Here is a 17,786-nt window from a genome sequence, read left to right as displayed (position 1 = left end):
TTTATGCTATGCGCTGGGCTATTGAGGTTTTCTTTGCCGACAGCAAACGGTTGCTGGGATTGGCCGATTGCTCCGCACGCGACTACACTTCACAGCTGGCACATGTCTCATTGGTGATGATCCGCTATAACCTGCTGGCATCCTTGAAAAGAAGTTTGGACTACGAAACCATCGGAGGACTGTTCAACGACGTATTTGCGGGGACCTACGATTTAACCGTTGTCGAGAAAATATGGGCGATTATCATAGAGGTCGTGGCTGTCGTTGCAGAGCTTACAGGGGCGGAAGAGGAATGTCTCATGACACAGCTTATCATGAACGACAAGAGATTGGAGGCACTACAGGCTTATGCTCAAACAGCTTAGAGCTAAATCCGAAACTTGAGTACGATAATTTTCCTACCTTTGCCCCGCCTCGCATTCTACGATTCTAATTCGGGGACAGGAAAGATGCCTATAACCCATTTGTGTTCGATAAATTAACTTCTACAAAATGCAGTCATTTGAGATCATAAAGCCTATTCATGTATTAACTCCTTATGTAAAACATTATTGGATACTGGAAGATAACGCGGAGGTCCCTGTATCAGAACGGACCTTGCCAACGGGCTGCGTACAACTGATATTTCATCGGGGTAAAAGGCTTTTATTGGTAGGGAAAAAAGAGTCACAACCTCAGGCGTTCATCTGCGGGCAATGCCTCGGCTTCTCAGATGTGATGTCGGCCGGAAGGATTGAGATGATCGCGGTCGTTTTTCAGCCGTACGCGGCAAGAGCCATCCTTCAACTTCCCCTGGATTTATTTTATGGGAAACTGATCGCGGTGGATGCCCTGGAAGATCCGGAATTATCAATACTATCCGGGAAAGTGACCGAGGCCGATGATCATGAGACTTGCGTCCGCTTGATTGAGCGGTTTTTGATTCGCCGTCTTTATCGGTTTGAAGGCTATGCCTATAACGTAAAGCGAATCACCGCGGTCCTCTATCAAATCAATAAACAGGCGAAAACGGATATCCCTGAGTTATCAGAAATCGCGTGCCTGAGTCCTAAACAGTTCAACCGTATTTTCTTGAGTTATGTAGGAGCCACGCCCAAGGCGTTTCTTCGTATCGTCAGGATGCAGCGGGCTTTGTTCAAGATACAACAGGATTCTTCCATCTCATTCGCCCAATTGGCTTACGAATGCGGGTTCTCGGATCAGTCACATCTGATAAAAGAGTTCAAGCTATTCTCCGGCTATACCCCCACGGAGTATCTTTCCTTATGCGCTCCTTATTCTGATTATTTCTCCGGGTGATCAAGATCTCCTTTTTCCCCAAAAAAATAGGCAACAAGGCTTCCGAAAAAAAGGAAGCGCTTTCGCGCCTCGCGGAAACATATCACGGCTCACGAGCCGTGATATGGAAACAACCCTGCTTGCGTTCGTGCTTGATATAGCAACGATCCGCCCTGCGCAAGTCCCGGAGCACAGAGGCAAGCACCATTTTCAAACGATCCTTGTCAATAGTCAAGGTATCCTTCTCGTCGACCTTGGCATAGCGTGCCCATGACACGTCAAACGTCGTCCCATATTGATGCGCTGAGTTCAACGACGAGTTCGAATTTCTTCTCTTCAGTTTCTTGACATCGGCTACCGTGCGGGTCACACTCGTCACTTTTATCTTATAGAGGGAAGCGTTCAGGTTGCGCAAGGAGTCTTGGAAGTTCTTTCCGATATCGCTCAACAAAGTGGCGGCTTCCGGCACCAGATACGGGATGGAGTGCGTCAACTCCTCGACCTCGTAATAGTCGTTCGTCTCGATCTCTACCATATCGCGGGAGGCGTGCTCCGCCTCCTCCCGCGAGGAGACAGGCGCTATACCGATCTTCTTCGCGACGGACAAATGAACGTCATTCAAATCATTAAAATCGCGATTATAACTTCCATCGTACCAGATCTTCTTCAATTCACCTCTTTTCTCCTCGCAAGAGAAAAAAACTGCCGCCGACAGGATCACGGTCAGCGACAACATCACGTTAAACATTCTCTTCATCTTCATGATCTCCGTTTTACCCGGCAAACATACGGAAAAATCCGAGATTACCCCTTAACACCCACCCGTTTTTCCCCAAATGACAGAGCGATGGCTGAAAGATGTGTCCCAAGGAAATAAAACCGCTCCCTTTGCGTCGATGGATAAAGAATATTACTAACTTCGCGACTTGGTGAATACTAAAAACAGCACATTTTTTTGAAGCGTAATTTAATAAAAGGAATAGCGGATGATTGAGAGAATTTATATTCTTGAAAGTGTAGACCCGGTGATTTTCTACGGCGTGAATAACTCCAATATGCAATTGATCAAGACATTGTTCCCGAAATTGCGTATCGTCGCCCGAGGGAATGTGATGAAAGTGATTGGAGATGAGGATGAGTCCGAGCTTTTTCTCAAGAAAATCCGTGAGGTGGAAAAATACTGCGAGGAGTTTAACTCGCTCTCCGAAGAGGTGATCCTGGATATTATCAAAGGAAAAGGCCCCGCGGTCGTGAAGCAGGAGAACCTGATCATCCACGGCATGAACGGCAAGCCGATTACCGCACGCACCGAGAATCAACAGCTATTGGTAAAGGCTTTCGAGAACAACGACCTGGTCTTCGCCACAGGCCCCGCCGGTTCGGGCAAAACATTCATCGCCATCGCCTTAGCCGTAAAAGCATTAAAGAATAGGGAAGTACGGAAGATCATCTTGAGCCGTCCCGCCGTGGAAGCCGGAGAAAAGCTAGGTTTCTTGCCGGGAGAGATGAAGGACAAGCTAGACCCCTATCTGCAACCGCTTTACGACGCCTTGCAGGATATGATTCCAGCGGCCAAGCTGAAGGAATATATGGAGAATAACGTGATACAGATCGCCCCGTTGGCGTTTATGCGCGGTCGTACCTTGAACGATGCCGTCATCCTGTTAGACGAGGCGCAGAACACGACGACGCATCAAATCAAGATGTTCTTGACCCGCTTGGGTATGAACGCCAAGATGATCGTCACCGGAGATGTCACGCAGATAGACCTTCCGCCTTCTACCACGTCCGGGTTGATACAAGCCATGCAAATATTGAAGGGCGTAAGCGGGATCGGCAAGATTGAGTTCACCAAGAAAGATATTGTCCGGCATAAACTTGTCCAACGAATCGTAGAGGCCTATGATAAGTTCGACGATAAACGGAAGAGAGAGAGCAAAGAGGCAAAAGAGAAGAAAACGAATATAGACAACAACTAAAAGTAAGAGTCATGAAGAAGGCATTAGTTAAAACAGACTTCAATTTCCCGCGACAAAAGAGCATATACCATGGGAAAGTGCGCGACGTGTACAACATCAACGACGAAGTATTGGTAATGGTCGCTACTGACCGCATTTCCGCTTTCGACGTTATCTTGCCGGAAGGTATTCCTTACAAAGGACAAATGTTAAACCAGATCGCCGCCAAGTTCCTCGACGCCACGACTGATATTTGCCCGAACTGGAAACTGGCTACTCCGGACCCGATGGTAACGGTTGGCGTCCAATGCCAAGGTTTCCCGGTTGAGATGATCGTACGCGGCTACCTGTGCGGAAGCGCATGGCGCGCTTATCAGAGCGGCGTATGCGAGATCTGCGGCGTGAAACTGCCGGAAGGTATGCGCGAGAACCAACGTTTCCCCGAACCCATCATCACCCCGACTACAAAAGCAGGGATCGGAGAGCACGATCAAGACATCTCCAAAGAGGAGATCCTCGCTAAAGGCTTGGTCTCGGAAGAGGACTACGAGGCTCTCGAGGACTATACGATGGCCTTGTTCAAACGCGGCACCGAGATCGCCCGGGAACGTGGCTTGATCTTGGTTGACACGAAATACGAGTTCGGCCATCGCGACGGCAAGATCTATTTGATCGACGAGATCCATACCCCGGATTCCTCCCGTTATTTCTACTCAGAAGGATACGAGGATCGTTTTGCCAAGGGTGAACCGCAGAAACAACTTTCCAAGGAGTTCGTTCGCGAATGGTTGATGAAGAATGGCTTCCAAGGTAAATCCGGACAGAAAGTTCCCGAGATGACACCGGAGATCGTAGAAGGAATCAGCAACCGGTACATCGAATTGTTCGAGCATATCACGGGCGAGACGTTCGTAAAGAGCGAAACCGGCAACTTGCTGAACCGCATCGAGAAAAACGTTATCGAATATTTACAGGACAAATAAGATACCGCACAATGGCACCGTATGGTTCTGAGACAATACTTCCTTATAACAAAGAGGAACGAAAGGGCGCGCAGGTCAGACGGATGTTCGACTCGATCGCAGGAACGTATGATCAGCTCAACCATACGCTCTCATTGGGTATTGACAGGATATGGCGCAGGAAAGGGATCGCTTTCCTGCGTCCTTTCTCTCCTAAAAGGATACTGGATATCGCTACCGGCACCGGAGACTTGGCCATCTCCATGTACAAAAAGCTGCGACCCGACCATATCGTCGGTGCCGACATCTCGCTAGGCATGATGGAGGTGGGACGGGAAAAAGTAGCCGCCGCCGGCTATTCGGAGCATATATCCTTTGAGCAACAGGACTGTACGGCCTTGACCTACGAGGAAAGCTCGTTCGATGCCGTAACCGCCGCTTTCGGGGTTCGTAATTTTGAGGACATAGAGCAAGGTGTCTCAGAAATGTACCGAGTATTGAAGCCCGGTGGGCATATCATGATCTTGGAACTTTCCACACCGGAACATTTTCCCATGAGACAACTCTACCGGATCTACTCAAAGACCGTCATCCCCTTCATCGGGCGTCTACTCTCTAAAGAAAAAGCCGCGTACGATTATTTGCCGGCTTCCATCAAGGTAGTTCCTCAAGGAAAGGTCATGACGGATCTACTCACCCGTCAAGGCTTCAAGCAGGCACGTGTACGAACCTTTACCTTCGGGATCTGCTCATTATATACAGGATCTAAAGAATAAACAATAAAAAGGTTATGCAGAAATATGGCTTGCTGGGGTATCCCCTCGGACATTCGTTTTCTAAAACGTATTTCAACCAGAAGTTTGAGGCGGAGAAGATCGATGCAGAGTACTTGAATTTCGAGATTCCCGCCATCAAGGAGATTAAGAACGTAATCAAAGAAAACCCTGAGCTGAACGGTTTAAACGTGACCATCCCTTATAAGGAACAAGTAATCCCCTATCTAGACGATTTGGATGACGACGCCCGTCAGATCGGAGCGGTAAATGTAATCAAATTCACGAAAGGTCTTTTCGGCAAACTGAAACTGAAGGGATATAACTCGGATATTATCGGATTCAAGCAATCGATTGATCCATTATTGAAAGAAACGCACCGGAAGGCGTTGATCCTTGGTACAGGAGGAGCGTCGAAAGCAGTCTTCCACGGGCTGAAACAGCTAGGTGTCGGTGCCACGCTGGTTTCTCGCAAACCGAAAGAATTTTGTATCACGTACGACGAGATTACACCGAAAATCATGGAGCAATATACGGTGATCGTAAACACGACCCCCCTAGGCATGTTCCCGAATATCGACTCATGTCCGAATATCCCGTACGATTTGCTTACGCCGGATCATCTATTGTATGACTTACTTTACAATCCGGACGAGACCCTTTTTATGAAGAAAGGGAGGGAAAAAGGCGCCGTTGTGAAAAATGGTTTGGAGATGCTTCTATTACAAGCATTCTCGGCTTGGGAGATCTGGCAGAGATAAAGCGCGAAATTTTACTGCACCAGCCTTGCGGTGGTACCGCGACCAAGGTCGCGGCACGTTTATCCCAGCCAAGTCAACACATATTCCGGTGTGACTTGATACGCCAACTCATATTCCCGGCATGCCTCGGTCCGGGTTTCCCGTCCCGTAAACGTCCCGCTCGGTAAGTAAGGAAAAGATTTCACGTGAAGATGCTTTTGAAAGTCCACCCCTTCCTGCCCGATTGCCTTGAACAAGGTCTCTTTGGCGCACCAATGGATTAATAGGTGCTCCACCTCATGCTCCGGATCGATTCCCGTCTCTTCCTCCGGATTCATAAAGCGGCTCCGTATGTTCAAGATCCGGTCTGAACGATACTCGATATCGATCCCTGTCGGATGCTTATCCAAGATTACCGCCACATAATCTTTCGTATGAGATATACTAATGTATAAGGGTACGCACGCGAGGAACGGGGCTCCTGTAGAACGATAGTCAACCCTCACCTCCTCTCCTAAAAGCTCTTTTAAAAGCACCCGGCTGGCGAAACGTTCCTGCCTCCGTTTCTCTGCCGATACCCGCTCTAAAAAAGAAGAATAATCCGCTTTACGCGCAAGCATGCCCAAAAGCTCATCAGAGCTTTCTTCCATTTTCCAGACTCCATGCAGCGGTGAGGATTGTTTATATAGCAGGGCCATATTATTCTTTCCAACTAAAGGTTTGTATAAGCTCAATGATATCTTTCCGGATATATTGGATAGCGGGAGCTAATGAATCCGCATTGGGGTTACAGTCAAAATACAAGGCTCCCCGGAAGAAATTCGATACGCTATCTGTCAACAGGAATTGTATCGGGGAAGCCGATTCTCCATCCAAAAGGAACAACGAGCCATAGACGTTCGCGGCAGGGTTGGAATACACTTTCTCCGATATCCGATTCTCCGACTTTATCTGGCGGGCGACGAAAGAGCGGCTTTCCGCCTCTGCCGTAACCACGGATGTAGGAGTAATTGGCAAATAGCTGCAATAAAGCTTAGCCTCTAATTCCGGATACGAGATATTCAAGCCCATAACACCCGTCTTTTGATCCGGCACCTCTATGACCACAGCCTGAGAGACATCAAAATTAAAAGGCAGATAACTGAGATCAAGCGGTTTATATTGTGCCGTCGGAGGTTCGATACGAACATAGCCCCGTGGCTTCGGCGTATATTCCACACACGAGATACAGCATATCCCTAAAAGCAGAGAACCTCCCATGACAGCAGCTATCCATTTCATAAACATTCACCTCGTATCTTTCCCTTTCTCATCATTCCCTGTATCTTCTGGAATACGATTAAATTTAATCTTTAATATCCTCCTGTTATCCACTTCCAGCACTTGGAAACGATATTCTTTATAATCTATAATCTCCCTACGGCGTGGAAAATCCCCCTTTATCTCCAACAAAAGACCGGCCAAAGTCTCCACTTCTTCCGTCAATTTACCAAAATCAGAGGGATCGGCATCGATAACCCGGAAGAAATCCGTCAATAAGATCTTTGCCTCAAAGATCAAGTTACCGTCTGCCAAACGGATGAACTGTTGCTCATCCTCGTCATATTCATCAGAGATCTCTCCGACAATTTCCTCTAGGATATCTTCCATCGTCACGATACCGGAGGTGCCTCCGAACTCATCGACCACGATCGCCATATGAATTTTATTCGTGCGGAACTCTTCCAGCAAATCATCAATCTTCTTGGTTTCCGGCACAAAATAAGCTGGTCGGATCAAGCTCTGCCAACGGAACGTATCAGGCTTGTCTATATAGGGCAATAAGTCCTTGATATATAAGATACCCTTTATATTATCCTCAGTCTCGGAATATACAGGAATGCGCGAATAGCCGGATTTGATAATAAAATCAACCACTTCTCGGAAACTGATCTTAATCTCGATATCCTCCATATCCAGACGAGAAGTCATGATCTCATCAGCGGTCTTATTATAAAACTTGATTATTTCCGCCAGCATCTCCTTCTCCTCCGGAATCTCGGTAGAGGTTAACTCTAACGCTTTAGAGAGCTCATCTACAGAAATATCATATTTCTTTTTCGCTAGTGCTCTATTGATAACCGATGTGGAATTAACCAAGATTTTCGAGAATGGGCGGCAGAAGTGCTCCACACCTCTCAATGTGGAGGCTGAGAAACGAACAAAGCGCAAAGAATTCTTCTGTGCGTAAATCTTAGGCATGATCTCCCCGAAAAGTAAAAGCAAGAAAGTCAAAAGAATCGTCTCAAGCATAAAGCCTAGAAGGGGTGCGGCCGAGAAATCAATCCAAGCGTTGATCGCATAGGTACAAAGCATAACGACCGCCACATTCACAAAATTATTAGCGATCAATATAGATGCCAATAAATACTCCGAACGTTCGAGGAGACGTTTGATAACAGGATCCGCCGGGCGATTTTCTTCTTCAATCTCATTCAGATCGCTCGGAGTTAGGGAAAAGAACGCCACCTCTGAGGCCGACACAAAGCCGGAAACAAACAGCAGTAAAAAGGCAAGGCTTAACGCGATCACAGAACCCGCTGTCAACGCCTGTACCGTCACGTTTTCAAATAAGCCCGATAAAGAATAACCCGAGTCCAAGGGAAACAGCATTAGTTAAACAATATCAGAACGGGAGATCATCCGCGTCACTGGATTCTGAGAATGCGCCAGGCTGCGAGGCGACCGGCTGTTGATAAGCGGAATTTAGCGCCGTGGTCGGTTGAGCCGATCGCCCTTGTCCCTTATCAGGCTGCGTACTACTGCCTTGCGCAGTCGTATTTCCACCATCGACCGGGCGGGAGCCCGTGCTGTAAAACTCGACACGATCCGCATGGATCTCCGTAACATATCGTTTCACGCCGCTTGGGTCATCGTAGTTACGAGTACGGATCTTGCCTTCCACGTATACACCGGAGCCTTTACGTACCCATTTCTCCACGAAAGGAACCAAATCCCTGCGAACTACGATATTATGCCACTCCGTACGTTCCGGAACCACCGTTCCATTTGCCAACGTATACCCACGTTCCGAAGTTGCCAACGGGAAATTAGCGACAGCGGCACCACTGTCAAAATAGCGAACGTCAGGATCTTTGCCTACGTTGCCGATCAATATAACCTTATTCAATGACATAGCTCAAATTCTTAATAACCATACAAAGAAACACAAATTCAATCATTCTCACAAGTTTCCGTTTAATTTCTCTAAATAAATATGTATCAGTCGAGGAACGGCATACTTCTCAATATCCCGGCAAGGCAAGGAAAGGTAATTTCCCAAGGATTCCGGGACCCGCTCTATCTCTATTTGATAGAAAGAAGCGTATAAAATTTGATGCGAGAGCGTATGCTTGACATTCGATAGCCCTTGGGTGATACTCAATATTCCTGCACTCCCAAATAGGTCACGAAAGGATTGCGTCTCACACAAACCGGAAAAATCCACCGCATGATCCGTCTCGATCAAAGGAAATTCATACAAACCGGCCCAGATATCCTTTTCCCCCCGTCTGTTCATCCAAGTTTGTCCTTCACATGTGATGTATAGATAGTGGAAATAACGATCCCTTATCTTCGTCTTATTTTGTTTCACCGGATAAGCTTGCACATTACCGGAAACAAATGCCATGCATTTATCTTTTAGCGGACACACCCTACAATCCGGATTTTTGGGAACACATTGCAAGGCACCCAATTCCATGATCGCTTGATTATGTGCCCCTGCGTTCTTACGATCCAAGATCATTCCGGCCAGTTCCGCAAATTGCTTTTTACCCTTCGTGGTATCGATCGGCGTATCTATAGCGAACAAACGGGAAAGTACCCGGTACACATTTCCATCCACGACCGGATACGGTTGATCCCAAGCAAAAGAGACAATCGCCGCCGCCGTATACTCCCCGATACCTTTCAAGGATAATACCGCTTTATAATTCTCCGGGAAAACACCGTTAAACCGTTCCATGATAGATTTAGCTGCCGCATGTAAGTTACGAGCCCGGTTATAATACCCCAAGCCCTGCCAATATTTTAACACCTCATCCTCTTCCGCCGCCGCTAGGGATGCCACATCCGGGAAACGTTCGGTGAAATGCAAAAAATACTCCAATCCCTGCACAACCCGGGTTTGTTGCAATATTATCTCCGATATCCAAATGGTATAAGGGTCTCTTGTTTCCCTCCAAGGAAGCTCTCGTTTATAGATCTCATACCACTCAACCAATGTCCGGCTGATTTCCAACTCACTTTCAGACTGTAACATAACGGCTTTCTTTCTTACTTTTCAACATCATAACTATTTGATTACCGCAAACATACATATATATTGCGAATCAAGAAGAATCTTTTTATTTAAAAATTGAAGCTCAATTCTTTTTCCACTTAAATAAAAAGCTATATATTTGCATTCCAAAAAATTACTAGGTCAAAATCAATTAATTAATTTATAGACATGACTAAAGCAGATATTGTTAGCGAGATTTCAAAAAGCACTGGTATCGACAAACAGACAGTGCTAGCAAGCGTCGAGTCCTTCATGGATATCGTAAAAAGTTCTTTAGCACAAGGTGAAAACGTTTACTTGAGAGGTTTCGGAAGTTTCGTTATTAAGAAAAGAGCTCAAAAGACAGCTCGTAATATTTCAAAAAATACTACGATCATCATCCCGGAACACAACATTCCGTCATTCAAGCCTGCTAAGACTTTCATCGGTGAAGTTAAGTAATTAATTATTATACGTTTAATTTAAAATTTTAAAGCGATGCCTAGCGGAAAGAAAAGAAAAAGACATAAAATGTCTACGCACAAGCGCAAAAAGAGACTGAAGAAGAATAGACATAAGAAGAAATAAGTCTATCTAACGGACTCTAAAGAACAAACTTAATAAGTGACCTTTTAAGTTTGTTCTTTGCGTATTTTATAAGGTCTGATTTTAAAAACACATCTTAAGTGATTAGTGAATTAGTAGTTGATGTACAGCCCAAAGAGGTATCTATCGCCGTATTGGAGAACAGGAGCCTTGTGGAACTCCAAAAGGAGGCTCGCAATGTCTCGTTCGCCGTCGGTGATATCTATCTAGGTAAGGTTAAGAAACTGATGCCGGGCTTAAACGCTGCGTTCATTGATATCGGTTACAGAAAGGATGCGTTTCTTCACTATTTGGACTTAGGTCCTAACTTCAGTACCCAACAGAAATATTTAAAGCAATTGCTGAGCGATCCCAAAAAGGCGCCGGTGCTGTCGAAGATACAGATTCTGCCGGAGATCGAAAAGAGCGGGAGTATCAGCGATGTGCTGAAAGTAGGACAAGAGGTGTTGGTTCAAATCGCTAAAGAGCCTATCTCGACGAAAGGTCCTCGATTGACTTCCGAGCTTTCTTTTGCCGGAAGATATATCGTGTTGATACCGTTCGCCGATAAAGTATCTGTCTCCACAAAAATTAAATCAAGCGAGGAACGGGCTCGTTTGCGTCAGCTAATCCAAAGCATCAAACCGAAGAATTTCAGTGTTATCGTACGAACATCTTCGGAGGGCAAACGTGTTGCGGAGCTCGATCATGAACTAAAGACATTGGTGAAACGATGGGAAGATAATATCGTGAAGGTGTCTAAACTCAAAGCTCCAGCTATCATCTATGAGGAAACGGCGCGTACCGTAGCTTTACTTCGGGATATATTCAACCCCTCTTTCCAAAATATTTATGTAAATGACAAGGAGGTCTACAATAATGTCCGCGACTATGTAAGCTTGATCGCACCGGGACGGGAAGAAATCGTACAATTATATACGGGAGGGCTTCCTATCTTTGACAACTTCGCAGTCACCAAGCAAATCAAGTCGCTATTCGGACGAACTGTCACTTACAAGAGTGGGGCTTACTTGATTATCGAGCACACGGAAGCTATGCACGTTATCGACGTAAACAGCGGGAACCGTTCCAAAGGCAGCGATGCCCAAGAAAAGACAGCTATCGACGTAAATATAGCCGCCGCCGATGAAATCGCCCGTCAGCTCCGCTTACGAGACATGGGAGGTATCATCGTTATAGATTTCATCGATATGGCAGAGGCTGCTAATCGGCAAAAGCTATTTGAACACATGGCAAAGGCAATGGTAAATGACCGGGCTAAACACAACATCCTTCCTCTTAGTAAGTTTGGCTTGATGCAGATTACCCGTCAGCGGGTACGTCCGGCAATGGACGTGGATACGTCTGAAGACTGCCCATCCTGTTTCGGAACAGGAACGGTTAAGCCTTCCATCCTGTTTACCGACAGCCTGGAAGAAAAAATAGCTTGCTTAGTAAACAAACATCACGTGAAGAAATTCACCCTGCACGTACATCCGTATGTCGCAGCGTATGTGAACAAGGGGTTGCTCCCCTTAAGCATGAAGTGGAAAATGAAGTACACACATGGTTTAAAAGTTATTCCCAACCAAAGTCTCGCCTTTCTTGAATACAAATTCTTTGACACCGACAAGAATGAGCTTGACATGAAAGAAAAAAAGGAAATAATCAACAAATAAATCGAGTAGGAGGAAAACGAAGTAGTTTTCTTCCTACTTTCGTTGTTCGCCCAGCATGTATTCATTCTAACAGGTGGAAGTCCTTGGCACGCCCGATAGCTATACGGAACCACGGCTGTAAATCAAGCAGGTATAAAGCGGAAAGAATAACCGTCAAAATGTCACGATTCATGACACGTGTTATTTATTTTCAAAGTCAAACTTCTTTGGCACGGCATTTGTTGAATACTTTACGAATCCTCTCAGTAAAGGAGGATGACGGACGATGAATAATAACAATTAAAATATTTACAATCATGGGAAAGATTATTGGAATCGACTTAGGAACAACCAACTCCTGTGTTGCCGTATTGGAAGGTAACGAACCGGTTGTTATCGCGAACAGCGAAGGCAAAAGAACAACACCTTCAATCGTAGCTTTCGTGGAAGGCGGCGAACGTAAGGTAGGTGATCCCGCAAAACGTCAGGCTATCACCAATCCTGAAAAGACTATATTCTCTATCAAACGTTTCATGGGTGAGACTTATGACCAAGTACAAAAGGAAATCAACCGTATTCCTTACAAGGTGGTGCGTGGTGATAACAACACTCCTCGTGTAGATATCGAAGGACGTTTGTATACTCCGCAGGAAGTCTCAGCGATGATCCTGCAGAAAATGAAAAAGACCGCTGAGGATTATTTGGGACAGGAAGTAACGGAAGCCGTTATCACAGTACCTGCTTACTTTAGCGACGCTCAACGTCAGGCTACGAAAGAGGCTGGTGAGATCGCTGGTTTGACCGTACGCCGTATCGTAAACGAACCGACTGCCGCATCTTTGGCATATGGTTTGGACAAAACGAACAAAGACATGAAGATCGCTGTATTCGACTTAGGCGGTGGTACATTCGATATCTCTATTCTTGAGTTAGGTGACGGCGTATTCGAGGTGAAATCAACCAATGGTGATACTCACCTTGGTGGTGATGACTTCGACCATGTAATCATCGACTGGTTGGCAGAGGAGTTCTTACGTGAAGAAGGCGTGGATTTACGTAAAGACCCTATGGCTTTACAACGCTTGAAAGAGGCTGCCGAAAAAGCGAAGATCGAGTTGTCAAGCACAACTAGCACTGAGATCAACTTGCCGTATATCATGCCGGTAAACGGTATTCCAAAGCACTTGGTTAAGACTTTGACTCGTGCTAAATTCGAACAATTGGCTGACAGTCTGATCCAAGCATGTATCGAACCGTGCCGTCAATCCTTGAAAGACGCGGGTTTGTCGACTTCTGATATCGATGAGGTTATCTTAGTAGGTGGTTCTACTCGTATCCCGGCTGTGCAGGCTGTCGTTGAGAAATTCTTCGGTAAAGCTCCATCTAAGGGAGTTAACCCGGATGAAGTAGTAGCCGTAGGTGCAGCGATCCAAGGTGGTGTATTGACAGGTGAGGTTAAAGACGTATTATTGCTGGATGTTACTCCGCTGTCTTTAGGTATTGAGACTATGGGTGGTGTAATGACCAAATTGATCGAGTCTAACACTACCATACCGACCAAGAAGTCCGAGACGTTTACAACTGCCGTAGACAACCAGCCTTCTGTTGAGATCCACATCTTGCAAGGAGAGCGTTCTTTGGCCAAAGATAACAAGTCTATCGGTCGTTTCCACTTGGATGGAATACCTGCCGCACAGCGTGGTGTCCCTCAGATCGAGGTTACATTCGATATCGACGCTAACGGTATCTTGAACGTATCCGCTAAGGATAAAGGAACCGGTAAAGTACAAAGTATCCGTATCGAAGCTTCCAGCGGTTTGAGCGATGACGAGGTTAAGCGTATGAAAGAAGAGGCTGCCACAAACGCGGAGGCCGACAAGAAAGAGAAGGAGCGCATCGATAAATTGAATCAAGCAGATAGCATGATCTTCCAGACAGAAAAGCAGTTGAAAGATCTTGGCGACAAACTTCCAGCAGACAAGAAAGCTCCGATCGAAAGCGCCTTGAACAAATTGAAAGAAGCTCATAAGGCTCAGGATATCGCAGGTATCGATGCTGCTATGGCAGAATTGAACAGCGTATTCCAAGCAGCTAGCCAAGAGATGTACAACGCTCAAGGTGGAGCTCAGGGCGGCCCGCAAGCAGGCTCTAACTTCGGCAGCCAACAAGCTGGCGGTAACGCAGGTAGCAGCAACAATAAAGATGGTAACGTTACAGACGTTGACTTTGAGGAAGTCAAATAATTTCGATAAGAAAACGGAAAAATAAACAACAAGCAAAAGCGTGCGGCTCAATGAGTTGCACGCTTTTTTTGTTTATGGGGTTCATGGTTGCTATGTGTTTTCTATAGGCTTTTTATCTCTTATTTGCGACAAGACACCTTTTTGCTCCACCTTTTGGAACACCGCTATATCCTTTTTTGCAGAAGAATATAACCGAAAATCATCAAAAGTGTCCCAACATGCTCCGGTTTTTATGGCCTGATACCATAAACGAAAAATGCAAACAACTGATAATCAGCTATGCCTTCCAACGGCGAATTGCCGTTTTAGGCACTCGTTTTCAGCCCTCATGCTGTCCCAGCATGCTCCGGTCTCTCCAAATACTCAGCCTGATATGCAGATAGAAGTTCCTGCTGCTCTTGTTTGCGCCCTATGATCATTGTTCTGTGAATTATTGATGATACAAATATCGGCAAAATTTTGCGATTCACAGCATCGCACTCCAAAAGTTGTTTTGCTTAATGACTTTTGGAGAGTTATTATACGGTGAATACACTTGCGGAAGGGCACTATTAAGAAGAATCAAATTGTTACCCAGCGCAAAGAACCTCCGCAACACACGAGGTCCCCAATGCGACGAAGGCTGAGCAAAAAGTAGGTTAGGAGACTTGCGCCACGCACCTAAGATACTTTGCCAACGCACCTAAGATACTTTGCCAACGCACCTAAGATACTTGAGGGATGGACCTAAGATGCTTTTTATACGAAAAAAAGCCTTCTGCCGTATTTTGCGTTCCGTTAGGAAATAAAAAATCCCAACTCCGTTTAGGAATCAGGATTTTACTGCTTATTGCCTCTCTTCAAAGTGGTGCCACCAGGAATCGAACCGGGGACACAAGGATTTTCAGTCCTTTGCTCTACCAACTGAGCTATGGCACCATCATGTTGTTTGCATATCGCTGTTTCGATTACGGGCGCAAAGGTAGGCGTTATTTTTAATCTAGCAACTATTTTGAAAGAAAATTTTACAAGAAAGTAGAATATCCATTTTTTGAGAAAAAAATTCACTTTTCTCTTGCAGGTTCAAAAACAATATATACCTTTGCACCCGTAATCGAAACAGCGATACAACAAAACAGAAAGACGGGATGTAGCACAGTTGGCTAGCGCGCCACGTTCGGGACGTGGAGGTCGGAAGTTCGAGTCTTCTCATCCCGACAAGCAGCAAAGTCAGACATTTGGTTGTCAGATGTTTGGCTTTCTTGTTTATATTAAGTTACACAGCATTCGCACAACACGGAATGGCCTGGATAATTAGTGAACGGGACATTAACCAATCCCATGATTGGTAGGATTCTACACCGGCAGAATAAAAAACAAGGCGCTCCGCCCAGACTATTTTTTCTCACATTTACTTGCATATTCAAATTATTAAACTACTTTTGCACCCGCAATACGGAAGTAGCTCAGTCGGTAGAGCACTGGTCTCCAAAACCAGGTGTCGGGAGTTCGAGCCTCTCCTTCCGTGCGTGGACGATAACACATATTCATTGCGTTACCGTTTTTGTTATCCTCTCTCTTTCCATTGCGATAAAAAAGCGTAAACAAGACAATATTTTTCGTTAAAGAAACTCTTTTTTCTTTCAATATATAAAGGAATATACTACTTTTATTGCCGATTTTAGATCCAATCGTGACTTAGTGTAAATCGTATACCATAGAAACAGATGGCAACTAACAAATTTTCAAACCGATACTCGTCTGAGAGGAAAAAATGTTTTTTCAAAAGTAAGGCGTTTATCCTGTTCCTCGGATTATTCCTGGGAGCAGGGATTATGATCGCCCTTTATAAAACATCTGTATATTTCTCAACAGATGAATCTTGTATGATGTGCCACGTACATCCTCACGTAGAAAACAGCTGGAAACTTTCCAAACATGTAAATAATGGAAGCGGCGTTAAGACACATTGCGTGGCTTGTCACCTCCCACCCCAAACAAATACTTGGAAACATTATAGCGCAAAAGCAAAATTGGGTGTGAAAGATGTTTGGTCATACTTGACTAAGGACAGTGCAGATTTCAATTGGGAAACGAAATCCGAGTTGGAACACGCTGTCAAATATATTCCCAATGAATCTTGCAAGGAGTGCCATCAGAACTTATTCCCCGAAGGAATTACCGATGATGGTGTAACAGCACATTTATATTATGATGAGAATGAGAAAAAGCTAGATCTACAATGTATCAGTTGCCATCTGGATGCAGGACATTACAATCCGAACTACAATCACTCCAAGATGGTTGGCATACCGGGACTAAACACATCCGGAGCAACCTCGACCGATACCAGTCTGTTTTTTAAGGAGCCCGCTACAGTAACCTCTTTTACCGACTATGTAGAACAAATTCCCGGAACAATGGTCTCATTCAAGATGATTGCCATCCCCGGAGGTTCATTCAAAATGGGTAGTGAGGAGAAAGAGGCGTTTCATAAAGCAGATGAGTCGCCTGTACACAACGTAACCGTTAGTCCGTTCTTTATGGCAGAGGTCGAGGTGACTTGGGATCAATACTGGGCTTTCTATGGGAATACGATGAGCGAGGGTCGTACCCCGCCGGAGACCGTATACGCTAATAACAGTGATCCGAATGTCGATGCCATTTCCGGCCCGACACCTCCGTTCGGTTTTCCGGATCAAGGCTGGGGCGGCGGAGATCGCCCGGCTATTACAATGACTCATTATGCGGCTGAAACTTACTGTCAATGGTTATCCAAGAAAACAGGAAAGTTTTATCGCTTACCGACCGAGGCGGAATGGGAATATGCGGCACGCGGCGGCACGGAAACACCTTATTTCTTTACGGGCAATCCAAAAGACTTCTCCGATCAAGGCTTCTGGCGTAATTTTTTCGACGCTAAGACAGATAGTATCGGTTCTTATGTGATTTATAGCAAGAACAGCAAGAACAAGACGCAAGAACCGGGTTTGGTAAAAGCCAATCCCTTTGGTTTAAAGAATATGTTGGGTAATGTAATGGAATATTGTGCCGACAGGTATGATCCTGAAGCTTACGCTAAAAACGGAAGTAGCGCCACAGATCCGTTGGTTACCGAAGGTACAGAATGGGTAGTAAGAGGCGGTAATTACACCTCCGACGCAGCAGATCTTCGCTGCGCTTCCCGTGATTATACCAAACATGAAGCTTGGTTAAAAACCGATCCGCAGCAGCCGAAGAGTATCTGGTGGTACTCCGATATCAGAGGGATCGGTTTCCGTGTTGTATGTGAACCTAATAAATAGTG

General features: G+C 45.5%; 15 protein-coding genes, 3 tRNA genes and 1 pseudogene. 12 read left to right on the top strand and 7 right to left on the bottom strand.

Annotated elements, in window-relative coordinates; all coding sequences use genetic code 11:
• Both G7Y39_RS13665 and G7Y39_RS08080 read left to right on the top strand, forming a co-directional pair.
• Window positions 1-365 (top strand): annotated as a pseudogene (locus G7Y39_RS13665) (IS4 family transposase); the annotation flags it as partial.
• Between the two features lie 127 nt (window positions 366-492).
• Entirely contained in the window at window positions 493-1,299 is an 807-nt protein-coding gene (locus G7Y39_RS08080) for a helix-turn-helix domain-containing protein (protein ID WP_165156772.1), read from the top strand.
• A gap of 82 nt (window positions 1,300-1,381) precedes the next feature.
• Here G7Y39_RS08080 and G7Y39_RS08075 read toward each other — a convergent pair whose 3' ends face one another.
• Window positions 1,382-2,041, bottom strand: a complete 660-nt coding sequence (locus G7Y39_RS08075; protein ID WP_165156770.1) for a DUF5715 family protein — start codon at window positions 2,039-2,041, stop codon at window positions 1,382-1,384.
• A 223-nt stretch (window positions 2,042-2,264) separates the two neighbouring features.
• Between G7Y39_RS08075 and G7Y39_RS08070 the strand changes: the two genes are divergently transcribed.
• The 4 genes from G7Y39_RS08070 to G7Y39_RS08055 are packed head-to-tail and all read left to right on the top strand — an operon-like array spanning window position 2,265 to window position 5,732.
• Entirely contained in the window at window positions 2,265-3,257 is a 993-nt protein-coding gene (locus G7Y39_RS08070; protein WP_165156768.1) for a PhoH family protein, read from the top strand.
• Between the two features lie 11 nt (window positions 3,258-3,268).
• Window positions 3,269-4,219 carry a phosphoribosylaminoimidazolesuccinocarboxamide synthase gene (locus G7Y39_RS08065; protein WP_165156766.1) on the top strand — a complete coding sequence of 317 codons (951 nt, stop codon included), beginning with the start codon at window positions 3,269-3,271 and terminating at the stop codon, window positions 4,217-4,219.
• 11 nt (window positions 4,220-4,230) lie between these two features.
• Window positions 4,231-4,974, top strand: a complete 744-nt coding sequence (gene ubiE, locus G7Y39_RS08060) for a bifunctional demethylmenaquinone methyltransferase/2-methoxy-6-polyprenyl-1,4-benzoquinol methylase UbiE (RefSeq protein ID WP_165156764.1) — start codon at window positions 4,231-4,233, stop codon at window positions 4,972-4,974.
• 14 nt (window positions 4,975-4,988) lie between these two features.
• Window positions 4,989-5,732 carry a shikimate dehydrogenase gene (locus G7Y39_RS08055; RefSeq protein ID WP_165156762.1) on the top strand — a complete coding sequence of 248 codons (744 nt, stop codon included), beginning with the start codon at window positions 4,989-4,991 and terminating at the stop codon, window positions 5,730-5,732.
• Between the two features lie 59 nt (window positions 5,733-5,791).
• Here the strand turns inward: G7Y39_RS08055 and G7Y39_RS08050 are convergent, their stop codons facing one another.
• From G7Y39_RS08050 to mutY, 5 genes are read right to left on the bottom strand one after another with little or no spacing between them, the layout of a single operon-like run.
• Complete coding sequence (locus G7Y39_RS08050) at window positions 5,792-6,409, bottom strand: 4'-phosphopantetheinyl transferase superfamily protein (RefSeq protein ID WP_165156760.1); 618 nt, start codon at window positions 6,407-6,409, stop codon at window positions 5,792-5,794.
• Between the two features lies 1 nt (window position 6,410).
• Window positions 6,411-6,992 carry a gliding motility protein GldD gene (locus tag G7Y39_RS08045; RefSeq protein ID WP_165156758.1) on the bottom strand — a complete coding sequence of 194 codons (582 nt, stop codon included), beginning with the start codon at window positions 6,990-6,992 and terminating at the stop codon, window positions 6,411-6,413.
• A 6-nt stretch (window positions 6,993-6,998) separates the two neighbouring features.
• Window positions 6,999-8,351 carry a gliding motility-associated protein GldE gene (gldE, locus tag G7Y39_RS08040; RefSeq protein WP_165156776.1) on the bottom strand — a complete coding sequence of 451 codons (1,353 nt, stop codon included), beginning with the start codon at window positions 8,349-8,351 and terminating at the stop codon, window positions 6,999-7,001.
• Window positions 8,352-8,376: 25 nt separating this feature from the next.
• A complete protein-coding gene (locus G7Y39_RS08035) occupies window positions 8,377-8,886 on the bottom strand; it encodes a single-stranded DNA-binding protein (protein ID WP_165156756.1) in 510 nt (169 codons plus the stop codon).
• Between the two features lie 48 nt (window positions 8,887-8,934).
• Window positions 8,935-10,014: an A/G-specific adenine glycosylase gene (gene mutY, locus G7Y39_RS08030; protein WP_165156754.1), complete on the bottom strand. Its 1,080-nt coding sequence runs from the start codon at window positions 10,012-10,014 to the stop codon at window positions 8,935-8,937.
• A 189-nt stretch (window positions 10,015-10,203) separates the two neighbouring features.
• Here mutY and G7Y39_RS08025 point away from each other — a divergent pair, with 189 nt between their 5' ends.
• The 3 genes from G7Y39_RS08025 (at window position 10,204) to dnaK (ending at window position 14,500) form a co-directional block, all read left to right on the top strand.
• Complete coding sequence (locus G7Y39_RS08025; protein ID WP_005854607.1) at window positions 10,204-10,476, top strand: HU family DNA-binding protein; 273 nt, start codon at window positions 10,204-10,206, stop codon at window positions 10,474-10,476.
• Window positions 10,477-10,700: 224 nt separating this feature from the next.
• Window positions 10,701-12,278 (top strand): Rne/Rng family ribonuclease, encoded by a 1,578-nt coding sequence (locus tag G7Y39_RS08020; RefSeq protein ID WP_165156752.1) that lies wholly within the window; start codon window positions 10,701-10,703, stop codon window positions 12,276-12,278.
• A gap of 296 nt (window positions 12,279-12,574) precedes the next feature.
• Window positions 12,575-14,500, top strand: coding sequence for a molecular chaperone DnaK (dnaK, locus tag G7Y39_RS08015; protein ID WP_165156751.1), 1,926 nt, complete (start codon window positions 12,575-12,577; stop codon window positions 14,498-14,500).
• A gap of 845 nt (window positions 14,501-15,345) precedes the next feature.
• On the opposite strand, the gene G7Y39_RS08010 is transcribed toward dnaK, so the two are convergent.
• A tRNA-Phe gene (locus tag G7Y39_RS08010) sits at window positions 15,346-15,418 on the bottom strand.
• A gap of 205 nt (window positions 15,419-15,623) precedes the next feature.
• Between G7Y39_RS08010 and G7Y39_RS08005 the strand changes: the two genes are divergently transcribed.
• From G7Y39_RS08005 to G7Y39_RS07995, 3 genes are all read left to right on the top strand, one after another.
• A tRNA-Pro gene (locus G7Y39_RS08005) sits at window positions 15,624-15,697 on the top strand.
• A gap of 237 nt (window positions 15,698-15,934) precedes the next feature.
• Window positions 15,935-16,007, top strand: a tRNA-Trp gene (locus G7Y39_RS08000).
• A gap of 199 nt (window positions 16,008-16,206) precedes the next feature.
• Entirely contained in the window at window positions 16,207-17,784 is a 1,578-nt protein-coding gene (locus G7Y39_RS07995; RefSeq protein WP_165156750.1) for an SUMF1/EgtB/PvdO family nonheme iron enzyme, read from the top strand.
• The last annotated feature ends 2 nt before the right edge of the window (window positions 17,785-17,786 follow it).

The sequence above is a fragment of the Parabacteroides sp. ZJ-118 genome, assembly GCF_011038785.1.
GTDB lineage: Bacteria > Bacteroidota > Bacteroidia > Bacteroidales > Tannerellaceae > Parabacteroides.
The sequence above is the reverse complement of the archived record's forward strand: the minus strand, read 5'-3'. Positions and strand labels throughout refer to the sequence as shown.

Coding starts and splice junctions, on each gene's coding strand:
- G7Y39_RS08080 (WP_165156772.1), top strand. CDS start 493: ATGCAGTCATTTGAGATCATAAAGCCTATTCATGTATTAACTCCTTAT.
- G7Y39_RS08035 (WP_165156756.1), bottom strand. CDS start 8,886: ATGTCATTGAATAAGGTTATATTGATCGGCAACGTAGGCAAAGATCCT.
- G7Y39_RS08070 (WP_165156768.1), top strand. CDS start 2,265: ATGATTGAGAGAATTTATATTCTTGAAAGTGTAGACCCGGTGATTTTC.
- mutY (WP_165156754.1), bottom strand. CDS start 10,014: ATGTTACAGTCTGAAAGTGAGTTGGAAATCAGCCGGACATTGGTTGAG.
- G7Y39_RS07995 (WP_165156750.1), top strand. CDS start 16,207: ATGGCAACTAACAAATTTTCAAACCGATACTCGTCTGAGAGGAAAAAA.
- G7Y39_RS08025 (WP_005854607.1), top strand. CDS start 10,204: ATGACTAAAGCAGATATTGTTAGCGAGATTTCAAAAAGCACTGGTATC.
- dnaK (WP_165156751.1), top strand. CDS start 12,575: ATGGGAAAGATTATTGGAATCGACTTAGGAACAACCAACTCCTGTGTT.
- G7Y39_RS08055 (WP_165156762.1), top strand. CDS start 4,989: ATGCAGAAATATGGCTTGCTGGGGTATCCCCTCGGACATTCGTTTTCT.
- G7Y39_RS08065 (WP_165156766.1), top strand. CDS start 3,269: ATGAAGAAGGCATTAGTTAAAACAGACTTCAATTTCCCGCGACAAAAG.
- G7Y39_RS08050 (WP_165156760.1), bottom strand. CDS start 6,409: ATGGCCCTGCTATATAAACAATCCTCACCGCTGCATGGAGTCTGGAAA.
- G7Y39_RS08045 (WP_165156758.1), bottom strand. CDS start 6,992: ATGAAATGGATAGCTGCTGTCATGGGAGGTTCTCTGCTTTTAGGGATA.
- G7Y39_RS08075 (WP_165156770.1), bottom strand. CDS start 2,041: ATGAAGATGAAGAGAATGTTTAACGTGATGTTGTCGCTGACCGTGATC.
- ubiE (WP_165156764.1), top strand. CDS start 4,231: ATGGCACCGTATGGTTCTGAGACAATACTTCCTTATAACAAAGAGGAA.